The sequence below is a fragment of the Bacillus sp. 2D03 genome (genome assembly GCF_003946765.1).
GTDB classification, from domain to species: domain Bacteria; phylum Bacillota; class Bacilli; order Bacillales; family Bacillaceae_G; genus Bacillus_A; species Bacillus_A cereus.
Window position 1 is genome coordinate 1 of record NZ_RPSJ01000026.1, and the last position, 16,143, is coordinate 16,143.

The window sequence follows — 16,143 nt, forward strand, 5'->3', positions numbered from 1 at the left end:
AGATTTCCCATAGCGTAAGCTAGTAAGATCCCTGAAAGATGATCAGGTTGATAGGTTCGAGGTGGAAGCATGGTGACATGTGGAGCTGACGAATACTAATAGATCGAGGACTTAACCATATAATATGTAGCAATGTTATCTAGTTTTGAAGGAATATGCCTTCATAGTTTGGTGATGATGGCAGAGAGGTCACACCCGTTCCCATACCGAACACGGAAGTTAAGCTCTCTAGCGCCGATGGTAGTTGGGACCTTGTCCCTGTGAGAGTAGGACGTCGCCAAGCTATTTATATTGTCGCGGGGTGGAGCAGCACGGTAGCTCGTCGGGCTCATAACCCGAAGGTCGCAGGTTCAAATCCTGTCCCCGCAACCAAATGGTCCCGTGGTGTAGTGGTTAACATGCCTGCCTGTCACGCAGGAGATCGCCGGTTCGACCCCGGTCGGGACCGCCATTTCATATAAAGAAAAGAACGAAACAAGTTGTTTCGTATTTTTTTATTTGTTTTAACAAAAAACTAATAAAGACAGTCAAACTATCCTTAGGACAACTCCTAAGGACTTTTTTATATATTCAAAACCTGTATAATAAAGAGCAGAGAACATTGTGAGTAAAGTAGGTGAAGTCTGTGAGTAAATATGAAGTAACAACAAAATCTTCTGAGGAGACACAAAGGTTATCAGAAAAACTAGGTGAGCTCGTAGAGGCACAAGATGTAATTATTTTAGAAGGAGATCTTGGAGCTGGTAAGACGACTTTTACAAAGGGACTAGCAAAAGGTCTTGGAGTGAAAAGAGTTGTAAATAGTCCTACCTTTAATATCATTAAAGAATATAAAGGAAGATTACCGCTATATCATATGGACGTGTATCGCTTAGCAGAAAGTGAAGAGGACTTAGGCTTTGATGAATATTTCTACGGTGAAGGAATTACGGTAGTAGAATGGGCTCATTTAATAGAGGCATATTTACCAAATGAAAAGTTACAAATTAGTTTATTCCATGCTGGAGATGACACAAGAAGAATTATACTCGAGCCAATTGGAGATCGCTATATTAGATTATGTGAGGAGCTATTACAAGATGAAAGTACTAGCAATTGATACTTCAAATTACGTAATGGGTGTATCCCTTATTGAGGAAGGAAACGTAATTGGGGAAATCATTACAAATTTAACGAAAAACCATTCTGTACGTCTTATGCCAGCTGTAGAGAAACTGTTAAAAGAGTGTGGCGTAAAACCGAAGGAATTAACTAAAATCGTTGTAGCTGCTGGACCTGGATCCTATACAGGTGTTCGCATAGGCGTGACAGCGGCAAAAACATTAGCTTGGTCACTTCAAATACCAATTGTAGGTGTATCAAGTTTAGAGGTAGTAGCTGCAAACGGTGCTAACTTTAACGGGTTAATTTGTCCTTTATTTGATGGAAGACGTGGGCAAATTTATACAGGGTTATATACATATGAAGGAGAGCAGTTAACTTCAATAGAAGAAGACCGAATTATTCTTATTGTGGACTGGTTGCAAATGTTAAAAGATAAAGGACAGCCTGTTTTATTTATCGGTAACGATGTTAAATTGCATAAAGAAACAATTATAGAACATTTAGGTGATCAAGCTGTATTCGCTCCATTTACTAAAAATAATCCAAGACCAAGTGAGCTAGCATTCTTAGGATTACAAAAAGAAGAACAAGATGTGCATACGTTTGTTCCGAGCTATCTTCGTTTAGCTGAAGCTGAAACAAAGTGGTTAGAAAGTCAAAACAAGTAGGAGCTTGCAGAAGATGGATATGATATTTAGAAAGATGGAGCTTGATGATATTGCTCAAATTGTAGCTATTGAAGAAGCGTCTTTTTCAACTCCTTGGACTGCAGATGCCTTTCATCGTGAATTAACGATGAATGAACATGCACATTATATTGTGTTAGAAAAAGATGGTCGTGTAGTCGGGTATTGTGGATTGTGGATAATTATTGATGAATCACATATAACGAATATAGCTATTTTGCCAGAATACCGAGGTCAAAAGTTAGGAGATGCCCTATTGAAAGCAGTTATTTCTGAAGCGAAAGAACTAGGGGTAAAAACAATGACACTTGAAGTACGTGTATCAAATGAAGTAGCAAAGCAGTTATACAGAAAATACGGATTTCAAAATGGTGGGATTCGTAAACGATACTATGCAGACAATCAGGAAGATGGTCTCGTAATGTGGGTGAATATATAATGGAAAAAAATACGATTATACTTGGTATTGAAACAAGTTGTGATGAAACAGCAGTAGCAGTTGTTAAAAATGGAACGGAAATTATTGCGAATGTCGTTGCATCACAAATTGAAAGTCATAAACGTTTTGGCGGCGTTGTACCAGAGATTGCATCCCGTCATCATGTAGAAGAAATTACAGTTGTGTTAGAAGAAGCTTTAAAGGAAGCAAACATCACATTTGATGATATTGATGCAATTGCTGTAACAGAAGGTCCTGGTTTAGTAGGAGCACTTCTAATTGGAGTAAATGCAGCGAAGGCAGTAGCGTTTGCACATGATATTCCGTTAGTCGGTGTTCATCATATTGCTGGTCATATTTATGCGAACCGTTTAGTAAAAGAAGTTCAATTCCCGTTATTATCACTTGTTGTATCCGGTGGGCATACAGAACTTGTTTATATGAAAGAACATGGTTCATTCGAAGTAATTGGTGAAACACGAGACGATGCAGCTGGAGAAGCATATGATAAAGTAGCTCGTACGTTATCTATGCCATATCCAGGTGGTCCTCATATTGATCGCCTTGCACATGAAGGAGAACCGACAATTGATTTGCCTCGTGCATGGCTAGAACCGGATTCATATGATTTTAGCTTTAGTGGATTGAAATCAGCAGTTATCAACACTGTGCATAACGCAAAACAACGCGGTATAGAAATTGCGCCAGAAGATTTAGCGGCAAGTTTCCAAGAAAGTGTAATAGATGTACTTGTAACGAAAGCAGCTCGTGCAGCAGAAGCTTATAATGTAAAGCAATTACTTCTTGCTGGTGGAGTAGCTGCTAATAAAGGACTTCGTGCGCGATTAGAAGAGGAATTTGCACAAAAAGAAAACATTGAATTAATTATTCCACCGCTATCTTTATGCACAGATAATGCAGCGATGATTGCAGCCGCAGGGACAATTGCTTATGAACAAGGTAAGCGTGCAACATTAGCCTTAAATGCAAATCCAGGATTAGATATTGAAGCATAGTTATGCACATAATTAACCACAGGTTGTGGATAAAACCCATATTGTCTGTTGATAATATGGGTTTTATTGTGTATATAAAATGTTGATAACTTTTTTGTCGATTGTGGATAATGTGGAAAAGGTATTTTAAGGTTTATTTTATAAAGGTGGATATGTGTATAAAATTGTGGATAAATAGGATGATGTCAGACCTTTGAATTTGTTCTTTTTCGGGAAATAAAAAGTAAGAAGATATCCCTGAAAAACATTTTGAAACATCCCCCTATTATAGAAGATGCTAATATTGTCAATCTTTGTCGTTAAATCGATATTTCGTGTCGAATTGTTAATATATATAGGGTTACAATAGATATATTTGAAAAATCGTTGGTATATTCTAAGTTACGATTGATATACTCAAAAAATTGTTTCTGTATTAAAAGAAAAAAAGATGTCGCATAGTCAAAAATCCTGACTTATGAGACATCTTTTTTATTTAAATATGCTTATACATGCAGCTCTTCCCATTCTGCCATACAAGTTTCAAGTTGTTCTTGTAGCGTTTGCTTTTTAGTTGTAATTTCACTAGCTTTTTCATAATCTGCATATATTTCTGGTAAGCAAAGTTGATCTTCTAACGTAGCAATTTCTTCTTCTAATTCTAATATACTTTGTTCTAGCTCTTCAATTTTTCTGGTGCGTTGACGCTCTAGTTTTTTACGCTCTTTTTCTTCTAAATAATTTAATTTCTCTTGTGCAACCACTTTTTGAACAGGAATGTCACTTTCTTGCTGTTCAAGTTCTGCACGTTCAATCATTTCATTTTTCTTTTCAACGTAGTAATCGTAATCCCCTAAATATTCCTGTGCACCTTCTGTTGATAACTCAACCACAGTCGTTGTTACACGGTTAATAAAGTAGCGGTCATGTGAGACGAATAGAAGAGTCCCTGGGTAATCAATTAAAGCATTCTCCAAAATCTCTTTACTATTTAAATCAAGGTGGTTCGTAGGCTCATCTAGAATTAACAAATTTGACTTTTGCATCATAAGTTTTGCAAGAGCTAATCGAGCTTTTTGTCCACCACTAAGAGAAGATACTGGTTTCAGTACATCATCTCCTGTGAATAAAAAATTCCCGAGTATAGTACGGATTTCTTTTTCAGGTTGCAGTGGATATTCATCCCATAATTCATTTAAAACCCGTTTAGAAGATGTTAAGTTTGCTTGTTCTTGATCATAATAACCAACAGATACATTTGATCCGAAAGAAACATCACCATTTAATAGTGGTAACTTATTCACAATAGACTTTAACAATGTGGATTTCCCAATTCCGTTTGGACCAACTAAAGCAACACTATCTCCGCGAGTTAAGCGCATAGTTACATGTTCAATTATAGGGTTCTCATCATAGCCGATGGTTGCATCATTTACTTGTAAAACATCATTTCCACTTTGCTTTTCAATATCGAAGTGGAATGATGCTGACTTAGAATCCCCTAATGGTCTCGTTAATAATTCCATTCTGTCTAGTTGTTTACGACGACTTTGAGCACGTTTCGTTGTAGAAGCGCGAGCTATATTCTTTTGAACGAAGTCCTCAAGTTTTGCGATTTCATCTTGTTGTTTTTCGTAACGTTTCATTTCTTGCTCATATAATGCTGATTTTAAGTCTAAATATTTACTGTAGTTACCAACAAATCGTCTGCTTTCTTTATTCGAAATTTCATATACTTGTGTAACGAGTTTGTCTAAGAAATAACGGTCATGTGAAACGATTAATATTGCGCCAGGATAACCTTGTAAATATTGCTCAAGCCACGTTAATGTTTCGATGTCTAAATGGTTTGTAGGCTCGTCCAAAATAAGTAAGTCTGGTTTTGTTAATAATAATTTCCCGAGAGCTAATCTTGTTTTTTGCCCGCCGCTTAAAGTAGAGATCGTCGTCTGGTGCGTTTCAACTGGGAAGCCAAGGCCGCTTAAAATGGAGCGAATATCCGCTTCATATTGATATCCACCTTGATCTTTATAATTGAGTTGCAATTGGTCATAATCAGCTAACAATCTTTCATATGTAGCTTCGTTTGAAAAGTTTTCTTCTTTTCCCATTTCTTGCTCAAGCCTTCGAAGTTTTGTCTCCATTTGCTGTAAGTGGGTAAAGACGGTTAGCATTTCATCCCAAATTGTTAAAGACGTTTCTAGTCCAGTATTTTGAGCTAAATATCCGATTGAGACATCTTTCGGTTTTATAATTTCGCCACCATCATGAGATAATTCACCAGCGATAATTTTTAATAATGTAGATTTGCCTGCTCCATTCCTTCCAACTAATGCGATACGATCTTTTGTTTGTACTTCCAATTTTATGTTTGCAAGAATCGTTTCTGCACCGTATAATTTCGAAAGCGCGTTTACTTGTAATAAAATCAATGTTTTCACCTCAAATAATTTCTTAACTTTGCCATGTTTATATTTCTCAATCATACTAAAAATAGTGTATAGTTTAAAATAAAGAGAGAATACTTCTTCTCTTTATTATACAAGGAATTTAATGAGTGCTAAACTTCTGTATTTGATTAAAGTATATGAATAAAGATAGGAAGAGAGGAGAGGTCATATGGATCAGCAAAAGATTCCACAAGCCACTGCTAAAAGATTGCCTCTATACTATCGATTTATCCAAAACTTATCTCTTTCTGGTAAGCAGCGTGTTTCATCGGCCGAATTGAGTGAGGCAGTAAAAGTAGATTCCGCAACAATACGAAGAGATTTTTCGTATTTTGGAGCGTTAGGGAAAAAGGGATATGGATATAACGTAAATTATTTATTATCATTTTTCCGTGAAACACTTGATCAAGATGATATAACACGTGTAGCACTTATTGGAGTAGGTAATTTAGGGACCGCTTTCTTACATTATAATTTCACGAAAAACAATAATACAAAAATTGAAATGGCATTTGATGTTAGTGAAGAGAAAGTTGGAACAGAAATCGGGGGCATTCCTGTATATCATTTAGATGAATTAGAAGAGAGATTATCAAATGATATACAAGTGGCAATATTAACAGTACCGGCTACAGTAGCACAAGCTGTAGCAGATAGATTAGCTGAAACAAGCGTGCACGGTATTTTGAATTTCACACCAGCGCGATTAAACGTATCAGAGAATATTAGAATTCATCATATTGACTTAGCTGTAGAGTTACAAACATTAGTTTACTTTTTGAAAAACTATCCACAATAAAACGCAGAGGAAGCGACCTCTGCGTTTTATTATTGTTTCTTTTTTGTGAATTTAATTAATATAAGGCGAAGTGCCAAATTAAAATCAATTGTTGCCATAACTGCAAATAGTATTGTCCACACATTCCAGATTGTATCTGTCACGTTCGTAATGGCGAAGCGTGTAAAGATACATCCAAGAAGGAAGTATAGTGCAGCCATGAACAATGGTGAGTTTCTCATACAAAAAATCCTCCGATAAAGCCTTGCATTTTTTCAGCTTCTTTAATCATTTCTTGAATTTGTTCATTGCTCATAAAAATTTGCCCAATAGCGACTAATGTATTCATCGCAACATGAGCTGCAATCGGAACGATAATACGTTTCGTCTTCACATATAAGAAGGCGAATACGAGCCCCATAGCAGTGTATACCAATAAATGAGTAAAATCAAAATGAATTGCTGCAAATACAAGCGAACTAATGATAGCTGCGATAAAGAAGTTAAACTTCTTATAAAGCGTGCCGAATAGAATTTTTCTAAATACGATTTCTTCTAAGATAGGTCCAATTATAGATACAACAATAAGGAACCAAGGTATCGTTCTTGCGATGTCCATCAGTCTGTCTGTATTCTCAGATTCACGTGGAACCCCAAATACATACATTTCAATCATACCTGCAATGGATTGTGAGATGATTGCTAAGAAGAACCCGATGAAAATCCATCCAATAGTAGCTGGGATAGAAGAGCGCATTGGATCTAAATGCCTGTCACGAATATCTGTTCTAAGTAACCAAAGTACGATACATAATGCAACAAAGAAGCTAATAATTGCCCAGTGTCCCGTTATGATTTGTCCTTTTTCCTCAATGGTAAATCCTCTATTATCGTAGAGTCCTGTTTTTAGGAGAAGTGGTAATCCAACAACGCCGGATAACTGCATTAAAATGTATGTAACGATAATCCACCAGTATTGTTTCTTCAAATGGTTTAACCATCCTTTCTAACTATAGTGTATGAGATAAGTTAGGATAACATGTAAATATGCTACCTACGATATAAACCTCACTTGAATTATGTTTTTTTCGTAAATCCTTATTTGAAATTATAATAGAAGACAGGAGAAAGTTGTGTGTGTAGCGAAAACAACTTAGGGTGTCCTTTCATATTGTAACATACGAGCAGTGGAAACAACGATTCATATAGTAAAGGCAGTATTCTATATAGAAAGTTTATATAGTGATTTGCGAAAAAATTATGATTTTTTTACTTGCAAAAGAAATTGAGATTATTTATTATTATAAGTGTGTTAGCACTCGGATGACTTGAGTGCTAATAAAAGAAATTTACATAACAAAATGAGGAGGTTATTGTTCATGCTAAAGCCATTAGGTGATCGCGTTGTAATTGAGCTTGTTCAAGCAGAAGAAAAAACAGCAAGTGGTATCGTATTACCAGATACTGCAAAAGAAAAACCACAAGAGGGTAAAGTTGTTGCAGTAGGTACTGGTCGAGTGCTTGAGAATGGTGAGCGTGTTGCTTTAGAGGTAGCAGCAGGTGATCTTATCATCTTCTCAAAATATGCAGGTACTGAAGTGAAATATGAAGGTACAGACTACTTGATTTTACGTGAAAGTGACATTTTAGCAGTTATCGGTTAATTATATAAATCTTAAAAAATCCAAGGGGGTCAATTATTATGGCAAAAGATATTAAATTTAGTGAAGAAGCACGTCGTTCGATGCTTCGCGGTGTCGACACTCTTGCAAATGCAGTAAAAGTAACGCTTGGACCAAAAGGTCGTAACGTTGTACTTGAGAAAAAATTTGGTTCACCACTTATTACAAATGATGGTGTAACAATCGCAAAAGAAATCGAATTAGAAGATGCATTCGAAAACATGGGTGCGAAATTAGTAGCAGAAGTTGCTAGCAAAACAAATGACGTAGCTGGTGACGGAACAACAACTGCAACTGTATTAGCGCAAGCTATGATTCGTGAAGGTCTTAAAAACGTAACAGCTGGTGCGAACCCAATGGGTCTTCGTAAAGGTATCGAAAAAGCTGTTACTGCTGCAATTGAAGAATTAAAAACGATTTCTAAACCAATCGAAGGTAAATCTTCTATCGCACAAGTAGCTGCTATTTCTGCTGCTGACGAAGAAGTAGGTCAATTAATCGCTGAAGCAATGGAGCGCGTTGGTAACGACGGCGTTATTACTTTAGAAGAATCTAAAGGCTTCACAACAGAATTAGACGTAGTAGAAGGTATGCAATTTGATCGTGGATATGCATCTCCTTACATGATTACTGATTCTGACAAAATGGAAGCAGTTCTTGATAACCCATACATCTTAATCACTGACAAAAAGATTTCTAACATTCAAGAAATCTTACCAGTATTAGAGCAAGTGGTACAACAAGGTAAACCACTTCTTATCATTGCTGAAGATGTAGAAGGCGAAGCGTTAGCTACATTAGTAGTGAACAAACTTCGTGGTACATTCAATGTAGTAGCTGTTAAAGCTCCTGGATTTGGTGACCGTCGTAAAGCAATGCTAGAAGATATCGCGATCTTAACTGGTGGCGAAGTAATCACTGAAGAATTAGGCCGTGACTTAAAATCTGCTACAGTTGAATCTTTAGGACGCGCTGGTAAAGTTGTTGTAACGAAAGAAAACACAACTGTAGTTGAAGGTGTAGGAAGCACAGAACAAATCGAAGCTCGCATCGGTCAAATCCGTGCGCAATTAGAAGAAACAACTTCTGAATTCGATCGTGAAAAATTACAAGAGCGTCTTGCAAAACTTGCAGGTGGCGTAGCGGTAATTAAAGTAGGTGCAGCAACTGAAACTGAGTTGAAAGAACGCAAACTTCGCATTGAAGATGCACTTAACTCAACTCGTGCAGCAGTAGAAGAAGGTATCGTTGCAGGTGGTGGTACTTCACTTATGAACGTATACACAAAAGTAGCTTCTATCGTAGCTGAAGGCGACGAAGCAACAGGTATCAACATCGTACTTCGCGCACTAGAAGAGCCAGTTCGTCAAATCGCAATCAACGCTGGTCTAGAAGGATCTGTAGTTGTAGAGCGTCTAAAAGGCGAAAAAGTAGGCGTTGGTTTCAACGCAGCTACTGGCGAATGGGTTAACATGCTTGAGTCTGGTATCGTAGATCCAGCTAAAGTAACTCGTTCTGCACTTCAAAACGCAGCATCTGTTGCAGCTATGTTCTTAACAACTGAAGCTGTAGTAGCTGACAAGCCAGAACCAAATGCACCAGCAATGCCTGACATGGGCGGCATGGGCATGGGTGGTATGGGCGGAATGATGTAATTCCGTTTGTCCTAAAAAACATCCATTTCTATATAGAAATGGATGTTTTTTTATGTTTTTTAGAAAAGGAAATGAATTTCTGTAGAATTTTGTCGCTTTCTCTCTTGACCATATTGATACTTCATTGTTAGAATCTAGGAAGATAATATAAAACGATCCTTCATATATCCTCAATGATATGGTTTGAGAGTCTCTACCGGGTTACCGTAAACAACCTGACTATGAAGGCAGTGTGTCTTATATTTATAAAGAGCGGAGACTATCTTTCTTTATAAAGCCAGACCCCTGCCTTTTCTTTGTTATGAGACTAGAGGCGGAGGACTGGCTTTTTTTATTATATTGGTAATGCTTTTCGCCAAATTGGTGAAAATATTTATATACGAGAACTAACGTTGGGGTGATTATTTTGAAGAAACAACACGATACAATTATCGTTTTAGATTTTGGAAGTCAATACAATCAGTTAATAGCACGTCGAATTCGTGAGTTCGGTGTATACAGTGAACTTCATCCACATACAATTACTGCAGAAGAAATTAAAGCAATGAATCCAAAAGGGATTATTTTCTCTGGTGGACCAAATAGCGTATACGGTGAAGGTGCATTACATTGTGATGAAAAAATCTTTGAACTAGGTTTACCAATCTTCGGTATTTGTTACGGTATGCAGCTTATGACGCAACACTTCGGTGGTAAAGTAGAGCGTGCAAATCACCGTGAGTACGGAAAAGCTGTTCTTAAAGTAGAGAACGAATCAAAATTATATGCGAACCTTCCAGAAGAGCAAGTTGTATGGATGAGCCATGGTGACTTAGTAACTGGTTTACCTGAAGGATTCGTAGTAGACGCAACAAGTGAGTCTTGTCCAATTGCTGGTATGAGCAATGAAGACAAAAACTTATACGGTGTACAATTCCACCCAGAAGTACGTCACTCTGAGCACGGTAACGATTTAATTAAAAACTTCGTATTCGGCGTATGTGGTTGTTCTGAAGGATGGAACATGGAGAACTTTATCGAAGTAGAATTAGAAAAGATTCGTGAAACTGTTGGAGACAAAAAAGTACTATGCGCACTTAGTGGCGGTGTAGACTCTTCTGTTGTAGCAGTATTAATTCATAAAGCAATCGGCGACCAATTAACATGTATTTTCGTTGATCACGGTTTACTTCGTAAAGGCGAAGCAGAAGGCGTTATGAAAACATTTAGCGAAGGCTTCCATATGAACGTTATTAAAGTAGATGCAAAAGATCGCTTCATGGACAAGTTAAAAGGTGTAGAAGATCCAGAACAAAAACGTAAAATCATCGGTAACGAATTCATTTACGTATTTGATGATGAAGCTTCTAAATTGCAAGGTATGGACTTCTTGGCGCAAGGTACACTTTATACAGATATCGTTGAAAGTGGTACAGCGACTGCACAAACAATTAAATCTCACCATAACGTTGGTGGACTTCCAGAAGACATGCAGTTCAAATTAATTGAGCCTTTAAACACTTTATTTAAAGATGAAGTACGTGTATTAGGATCAGAATTAGGAATTCCTGATGAAATCGTATGGCGTCAACCATTCCCAGGACCTGGTCTTGGTATTCGTGTATTAGGTGAAATCACAGAAGAGAAATTAGAAATCGTTCGTGAATCTGATGCGATTTTACGCGAAGAAATTATTAAAGCGGGCTTAGACCGCGAAATCTGGCAATACTTCACTGCGCTTCCTGGTATGCGTAGTGTAGGTGTTATGGGTGACGAGCGTACTTACGATTACACAGTAGGTATCCGCGCGGTAACATCTATCGACGGTATGACAGCTGACTGGGCACGTATCCCTTGGGACGTATTAGAGAAAATCTCTGTACGTATCGTAAACGAAGTAAAACACGTTAACCGTATCGTGTATGATGTAACGAGTAAGCCACCAGCAACTATTGAGTGGGAATAGTATTTATAAAAAGGTCCATCTATTGCTTATGCATAGATGGATCTTTTTTATTTTGGTATTAATACGAACGAAACTATAAAAATTTATGAAAATGTTCGTTTTTAAATTGACAAAACTACTTCGTCGAGTTAATATGATTATGTAATTCAAACGAAAAGTGAATATTATAGCCGTCGTATAATATCGGGGATATGGCCCGAAAGTTTCTACCTAGCTACCGTAAATGGCTTGACTACGAGGCGTTTGTATAAAGATGAGGGGAAACTTGTCTTTGTTTATAGAACGCTTCCATGTATATATGCAATGGAAGCCTTTTTTATTTCTCGGGATAAAAGAGGGCTAGGGTGAAATACGGCGAGTAATCATATAACGGGGGAAACATAGGATGAAACGCTATTTTCAGTTTGATGAGCTCGGTACGAATTATAAGACTGAGTTCATAGCAGGGTTAACGACATTTCTATCTATGGCTTACGTACTATTTGTCAATCCTGCTACGCTGTCGCTTGGAAATGTTAAAGGGTTACCAGCAGGTACAGGGATGGATCCAGGTGCAGTATTCGTTGCTACGGCATTAGCGGCAGCGATCGGTTCGTTAATTATGGGTATTTTCGCGAAGTATCCAATTGCTTTAGCGCCAGGTATGGGAATTAACGCGTTCTTTGCTTATACAGCAGTGTTAACGATGGGTATTCCGTGGCAAACGGCCATTGCCGGAACATTAATGTCAGGTATTATCTTTATTATTCTTACTGCTTCAGGTATTCGTGAAAAAATCATTAATGCAATTCCATCGGAGTTAAAGTTTGCAGTAGCAGCAGGTATTGGATTATTCATTGCTTTCCTTGGATTCCAAAATGCCGGAATTATCGTGAAAAACGATGCGGTTCTTGTTGGGTTGGGGGACTTAACAAAGGGCACAACGTTACTAGCAATCTTCGGGGTTGTTACTACGATCATCTTCATGATTAAGAAAGTTAATGGTGCAGTATTCTACGGTATGATTCTTACAGCGATCTTAGGAGTTGCAACAGGATTAATTGATACTCCGAAAGCTGTGGTGGGAGCAATACCGAGTCTAGAACCAACGTTCGGCGCGGCGTTAACGCACTTCGGAGATATTTTCACAGTTCAAATGGGGATTGTTATTATAACGTTCTTTTTTATCGATTTCTTTGATACAGCAGGTACGCTTGTAGCGGTTGCAAATCAAGCAGGATTAATGAAGAACAATAAATTACCACGTGCAGGAAAAGCGTTATTTGCAGATGCGATTGCAACTGTAATTGGTGCGATTTTAGGTACATCAACAACAACGTCTTACATTGAATCGTCTGCAGGGGTAGCAGCAGGAGGACGTTCTGGATTTACAGCAGTTGTAACAGCAGGATTCTTCTTACTGGCACTATTCTTCTCGCCATTACTAAGTGTTGTAACGCCAGCTGTAACAGCACCGGCTTTAATTATTGTAGGAATCTTGATGGTTTCTTCCTTAGGGGAAATTGATTGGAAGAAATTCGAGATTGCAGTACCAGCATTCTTTACAATTATCTCTATGCCACTTACGTATAGTATCGCAACTGGGATTGCGATTGGATTTATCTTCTATCCAATTACAATGGTTGTGAGTGGTCGTCGTAAAGAGGTTCATCCGATTATGTATGTTATGGGAGTTTTATTCGTACTATATTTCATCTATGTTCGTAAATAAAAGGGGTTTTTTAAAGGTCTAGACTTAAGGGGAGTCTAGACCTTTTTTGCGTCTTCAGAAAATCTTAAGGATTTCCGAGCGTTTTTCTTCAGAAGTTTTCCTATAATAGAAGTTAGGGATTAAAAAAGTGATGGGGGAGATATTGTGGCACACGAAACAATACTTGTCGTAGATGATGAAAAAGAAATTCGGAATTTAATTACAATCTATTTAAAGAATGAAGGATATAAAGTATTACAAGCAGGAGACGGAGAAGAAGGATTACGTCTATTGGAAGAAAATGAAGTACATCTAGTCGTATTAGATATTATGATGCCGAAAGTGGATGGTATTCATATGTGTATGAAGGTAAGGGAAGCGAAAGAAATGCCTATTATTATGCTTTCTGCGAAAACGCAAGATATGGATAAGATTTTAGGGTTAACAACGGGTGCAGATGATTATGTAACGAAACCATTTAATCCGTTAGAGTTAATCGCAAGAATTAAATCTCAGTTACGCCGTTATATGAAAATGAATGGTTTCGCTATACAAAATGAGGACGAGCTAGAAATTGGAGAGATGAAAATAAACATCTCGACCCATAAAGTTATTGTGGACGGAGAAGAAGTGAAACTAACTCCGAGGGAATTTTCAATTTTAGAATTGCTAGCTAGAAATCCAGGTATGGTGTTTAGTGCGGAGCAAATTTATGAAAAGGTGTGGAACGAACGATCTTTCCAGTCTGATAATACCGTAATGGTGCACATTCGGAAAGTGCGTGAAAAGATTGAGGAGAATCCAAGGAAACCTAGATATATAAAAACAGTATGGGGAGTGGGGTATAAGATTGAAAAAGATATTTAATCCGTTTACTTATGTTAGGAAATTTCGCGAATTAATTGGAAAGATAATAAAGAGTGTGAAACGGAGTATACGGATTCAACTTATTACGGCGTTTACTGCTTGTGCGTTATTAGGTCTCTTTGTATCAACGAAGATAGTAGCACCTATTTTTGAAGATGCTAGCCAGCATGCTGAGATTAATTATAGAGATGGTATGGAGCAAATTAATCGTAAAGCTCAAAGCACGGCGGAAATGATGGTTGCTGAAAATAAATTAGATGCTGTACAAAACATGATAGAGCTAGAAAATGAAAATTTAGAGCAAGGGCATGATGCCTTTAAAATATTAGTTACTGACGAAAATGGTAAAGTTTTGTATAAAACGAAGCAAGCGCAAGAAGAACAAATTAATTTGCATAATACAATTCGTAATGCGACTTCATTTGCTATCAATTATTCAAATAATAATGATATTGAAAGATCAAGAAAAGAGTTTATTACATTCTCCCCTATTACAATTGAAGGTAAGAACTTATATATGTTTGTAAGCGGGATTCCTCAAGGGGAGGTAGTGTATTATAAAGTAGAAGGACCATTCCCATTTTTAATTGGTGTTCTTGTATTCATTTTCTCTTTCTTCTATATAACAAAGAGAAAGATGAAGCAGATTGAAGCAATGGCGCAAGGTGTAAAGGAAATAGAAAGAGGCAACTTAGCGTACCGCATTGAGAAAAAAGGTGAAGATGAGATTGCAGCTTTAACTGAGAATATTAATAATATGGCAGAAGAGCTTATGAATAATATAGAAAAGGAACGTAAATTAGAGAAGCAAAAGAATGAGCTTATTACGAATGTATCTCACGATTTACGCACACCGCTGACTTCTATTATGGGCTACTTACGATTACTTCGAGATTCTAAATATGAAAATAAAGAACAACACGATGAGTATACGAGAATTGCTTTTGCAAAGTCGGAGCAGTTAAAAAATTTAATAGAAGATTTATTTGAGTATACGAAGTTAACAAATGAACAAGTTGTATTAGAAAAACAGGAAGTTTGTATGAATGAGCTACTCGAGCAATTAATAGAAGAGTTAGTACCGCAGGCGGAAGAACATGGACTTACGTTTGTTAAGAAGTTTCCTGAGGAACGTGCTTATGCATCGATTGATTCGGAAAAGATGGTTCGTGTATTTGATAATTTACTAATGAATGCGATTAAGTATAGTAAAGATGATGGAGAGATAAAAGTTTCTCTTCAAAGGCAGCGTAGGGATATACAAATTGTAATTGCGAATCATAGTGAAGAGTTTACGAGAGAAGAGTTAGCGAATTTGTTTGAACGTTTCTATAAGAAGGATCAATCTCGAAGTAGAGTAACGGAAGGCTCGGGACTCGGTTTAGCGATTGCGAAAAGTATTGTTGAGTTACAAGGTGGTAGTATTCGAGCGGAATATAGGGATGGTATTATTCAATTTATCGTTTCGTTACCAATTATAGAAAAATAATAAATGAATAGAATGATATGTGATAAAAAGGCTTATTTTAAAATAAATAAGCCTTTTTATATTTTTTATAAAAACATATTGACGATTAGAGCTTAGAGGTGTAATATAGAACAAGTCGCCGATGATAATAACGTCGAAAGCGACAAACGAAATAAAAAACTTAGTTGACATTGAAAGATGAAAATGTTAACATAAGGAAGTCGCAAATGAGCGACCAAGTAGTTCTTTGAAAACTGAACGAAACAAACAACGTGAAACGTCAATTTTTATTTTAGATGCTAGACAAACTAACTTTATTGGAGAGTTTGATCCTGGCTCAGGATGAACGCTGGCGGCGTGCCTAATACATGCAAGTCGAGCGAA

At 37.1% G+C, this 16,143-nt stretch carries 14 protein-coding genes, 2 tRNA genes, 3 rRNA genes and 2 riboswitches; of the genes, 16 read left to right on the top strand and 3 right to left on the bottom strand.

All coding sequences use genetic code 11. The features are described from left to right. The 8 genes from EBQ15_RS30000 to tsaD all read left to right on the top strand — a co-directional run. A 23S ribosomal RNA gene (locus EBQ15_RS30000) occupies window positions 1-119 on the top strand; the annotation flags it as partial. Window positions 120-167: 48 nt separating this feature from the next. After that, window positions 168-283, top strand: a 5S ribosomal RNA gene (gene rrf / locus EBQ15_RS30005). A 12-nt stretch (window positions 284-295) separates the two neighbouring features. Then, window positions 296-372, top strand: a tRNA-Met gene (locus tag EBQ15_RS30010). 3 nt (window positions 373-375) lie between these two features. Beyond that, window positions 376-451, top strand: a tRNA-Asp gene (locus EBQ15_RS30015). Between the two features lie 174 nt (window positions 452-625). Then, window positions 626-1,099, top strand: coding sequence for a tRNA (adenosine(37)-N6)-threonylcarbamoyltransferase complex ATPase subunit type 1 TsaE (tsaE, locus tag EBQ15_RS30020; protein ID WP_000049644.1), 474 nt, complete (start codon window positions 626-628; stop codon window positions 1,097-1,099). Next, a complete protein-coding gene (gene tsaB / locus EBQ15_RS30025; RefSeq protein ID WP_000865753.1) occupies window positions 1,080-1,772 on the top strand; it encodes a tRNA (adenosine(37)-N6)-threonylcarbamoyltransferase complex dimerization subunit type 1 TsaB in 693 nt (230 codons plus the stop codon). Before tsaE ends, tsaB begins: the two co-directional genes overlap by 20 nt. 13 nt (window positions 1,773-1,785) lie before the next feature. Next, a complete protein-coding gene (gene rimI / locus EBQ15_RS30030) occupies window positions 1,786-2,229 on the top strand; it encodes a ribosomal protein S18-alanine N-acetyltransferase (protein ID WP_000367190.1) in 444 nt (147 codons plus the stop codon). Next, a complete protein-coding gene (tsaD, locus tag EBQ15_RS30035; RefSeq protein ID WP_000414585.1) occupies window positions 2,229-3,245 on the top strand; it encodes a tRNA (adenosine(37)-N6)-threonylcarbamoyltransferase complex transferase subunit TsaD in 1,017 nt (338 codons plus the stop codon). Before rimI ends, tsaD begins: the two co-directional genes overlap by 1 nt. Window positions 3,246-3,730: 485 nt before the next feature. Here tsaD and EBQ15_RS30040 read toward each other — a convergent pair whose 3' ends face one another. After that, window positions 3,731-5,656, bottom strand: a complete 1,926-nt coding sequence (locus EBQ15_RS30040; protein WP_000602145.1) for an ABC-F family ATP-binding cassette domain-containing protein — start codon at window positions 5,654-5,656, stop codon at window positions 3,731-3,733. Between the two features lie 187 nt (window positions 5,657-5,843). On the opposite strand from EBQ15_RS30040, the gene EBQ15_RS30045 reads away from it, so the two are divergent. Then, entirely contained in the window at window positions 5,844-6,473 is a 630-nt protein-coding gene (locus tag EBQ15_RS30045; RefSeq protein WP_000372699.1) for a redox-sensing transcriptional repressor Rex, read from the top strand. 29 nt (window positions 6,474-6,502) lie between these two features. Here the strand turns inward: EBQ15_RS30045 and EBQ15_RS30050 are convergent, their stop codons facing one another. Continuing rightward, the gene (locus EBQ15_RS30050) at window positions 6,503-6,694 is read right to left on the bottom strand and encodes a YdiK family protein (protein WP_001246203.1); all 192 of its coding nucleotides are present in this window, start codon (window positions 6,692-6,694) and stop codon (window positions 6,503-6,505) included. Further along, window positions 6,691-7,440, bottom strand: a complete 750-nt coding sequence (locus EBQ15_RS30055) for a CPBP family intramembrane glutamic endopeptidase (protein ID WP_000745327.1) — start codon at window positions 7,438-7,440, stop codon at window positions 6,691-6,693. The genes EBQ15_RS30050 and EBQ15_RS30055 overlap by 4 nt, the downstream gene beginning before the upstream one ends. Before the next feature lie 391 nt (window positions 7,441-7,831). On the opposite strand from EBQ15_RS30055, the gene groES reads away from it, so the two are divergent. The 7 genes from groES to EBQ15_RS30095 all read left to right on the top strand — a co-directional run. Further along, entirely contained in the window at window positions 7,832-8,116 is a 285-nt protein-coding gene (gene groES / locus EBQ15_RS30060; RefSeq protein ID WP_000917311.1) for a co-chaperone GroES, read from the top strand. A 38-nt stretch (window positions 8,117-8,154) separates the two neighbouring features. After that, window positions 8,155-9,789, top strand: a complete 1,635-nt coding sequence (gene groL, locus EBQ15_RS30065) for a chaperonin GroEL (protein WP_001029993.1) — start codon at window positions 8,155-8,157, stop codon at window positions 9,787-9,789. A gap of 140 nt (window positions 9,790-9,929) precedes the next feature. Then, window positions 9,930-10,031, top strand: a riboswitch (purine riboswitch). 164 nt (window positions 10,032-10,195) lie between these two features. Continuing rightward, window positions 10,196-11,734: a glutamine-hydrolyzing GMP synthase gene (gene guaA, locus EBQ15_RS30070; RefSeq protein WP_000743913.1), complete on the top strand. Its 1,539-nt coding sequence runs from the start codon at window positions 10,196-10,198 to the stop codon at window positions 11,732-11,734. A 153-nt stretch (window positions 11,735-11,887) separates the two neighbouring features. Next, a riboswitch (purine riboswitch) is annotated at window positions 11,888-11,989 on the top strand. Between the two features lie 130 nt (window positions 11,990-12,119). Beyond that, a complete protein-coding gene (locus EBQ15_RS30075; RefSeq protein WP_000833094.1) occupies window positions 12,120-13,445 on the top strand; it encodes an NCS2 family permease in 1,326 nt (441 codons plus the stop codon). A gap of 144 nt (window positions 13,446-13,589) precedes the next feature. Continuing rightward, window positions 13,590-14,291 (top strand): response regulator transcription factor, encoded by a 702-nt coding sequence (locus EBQ15_RS30080; RefSeq protein ID WP_000929884.1) that lies wholly within the window; start codon window positions 13,590-13,592, stop codon window positions 14,289-14,291. Continuing rightward, window positions 14,275-15,780 (top strand): sensor histidine kinase, encoded by a 1,506-nt coding sequence (locus tag EBQ15_RS30085; RefSeq protein ID WP_000719230.1) that lies wholly within the window; start codon window positions 14,275-14,277, stop codon window positions 15,778-15,780. The genes EBQ15_RS30080 and EBQ15_RS30085 overlap by 17 nt, the downstream gene beginning before the upstream one ends. Before the next feature lie 293 nt (window positions 15,781-16,073). Beyond that, window positions 16,074-16,143 (top strand): 16S ribosomal RNA (locus tag EBQ15_RS30095); the annotation flags it as partial.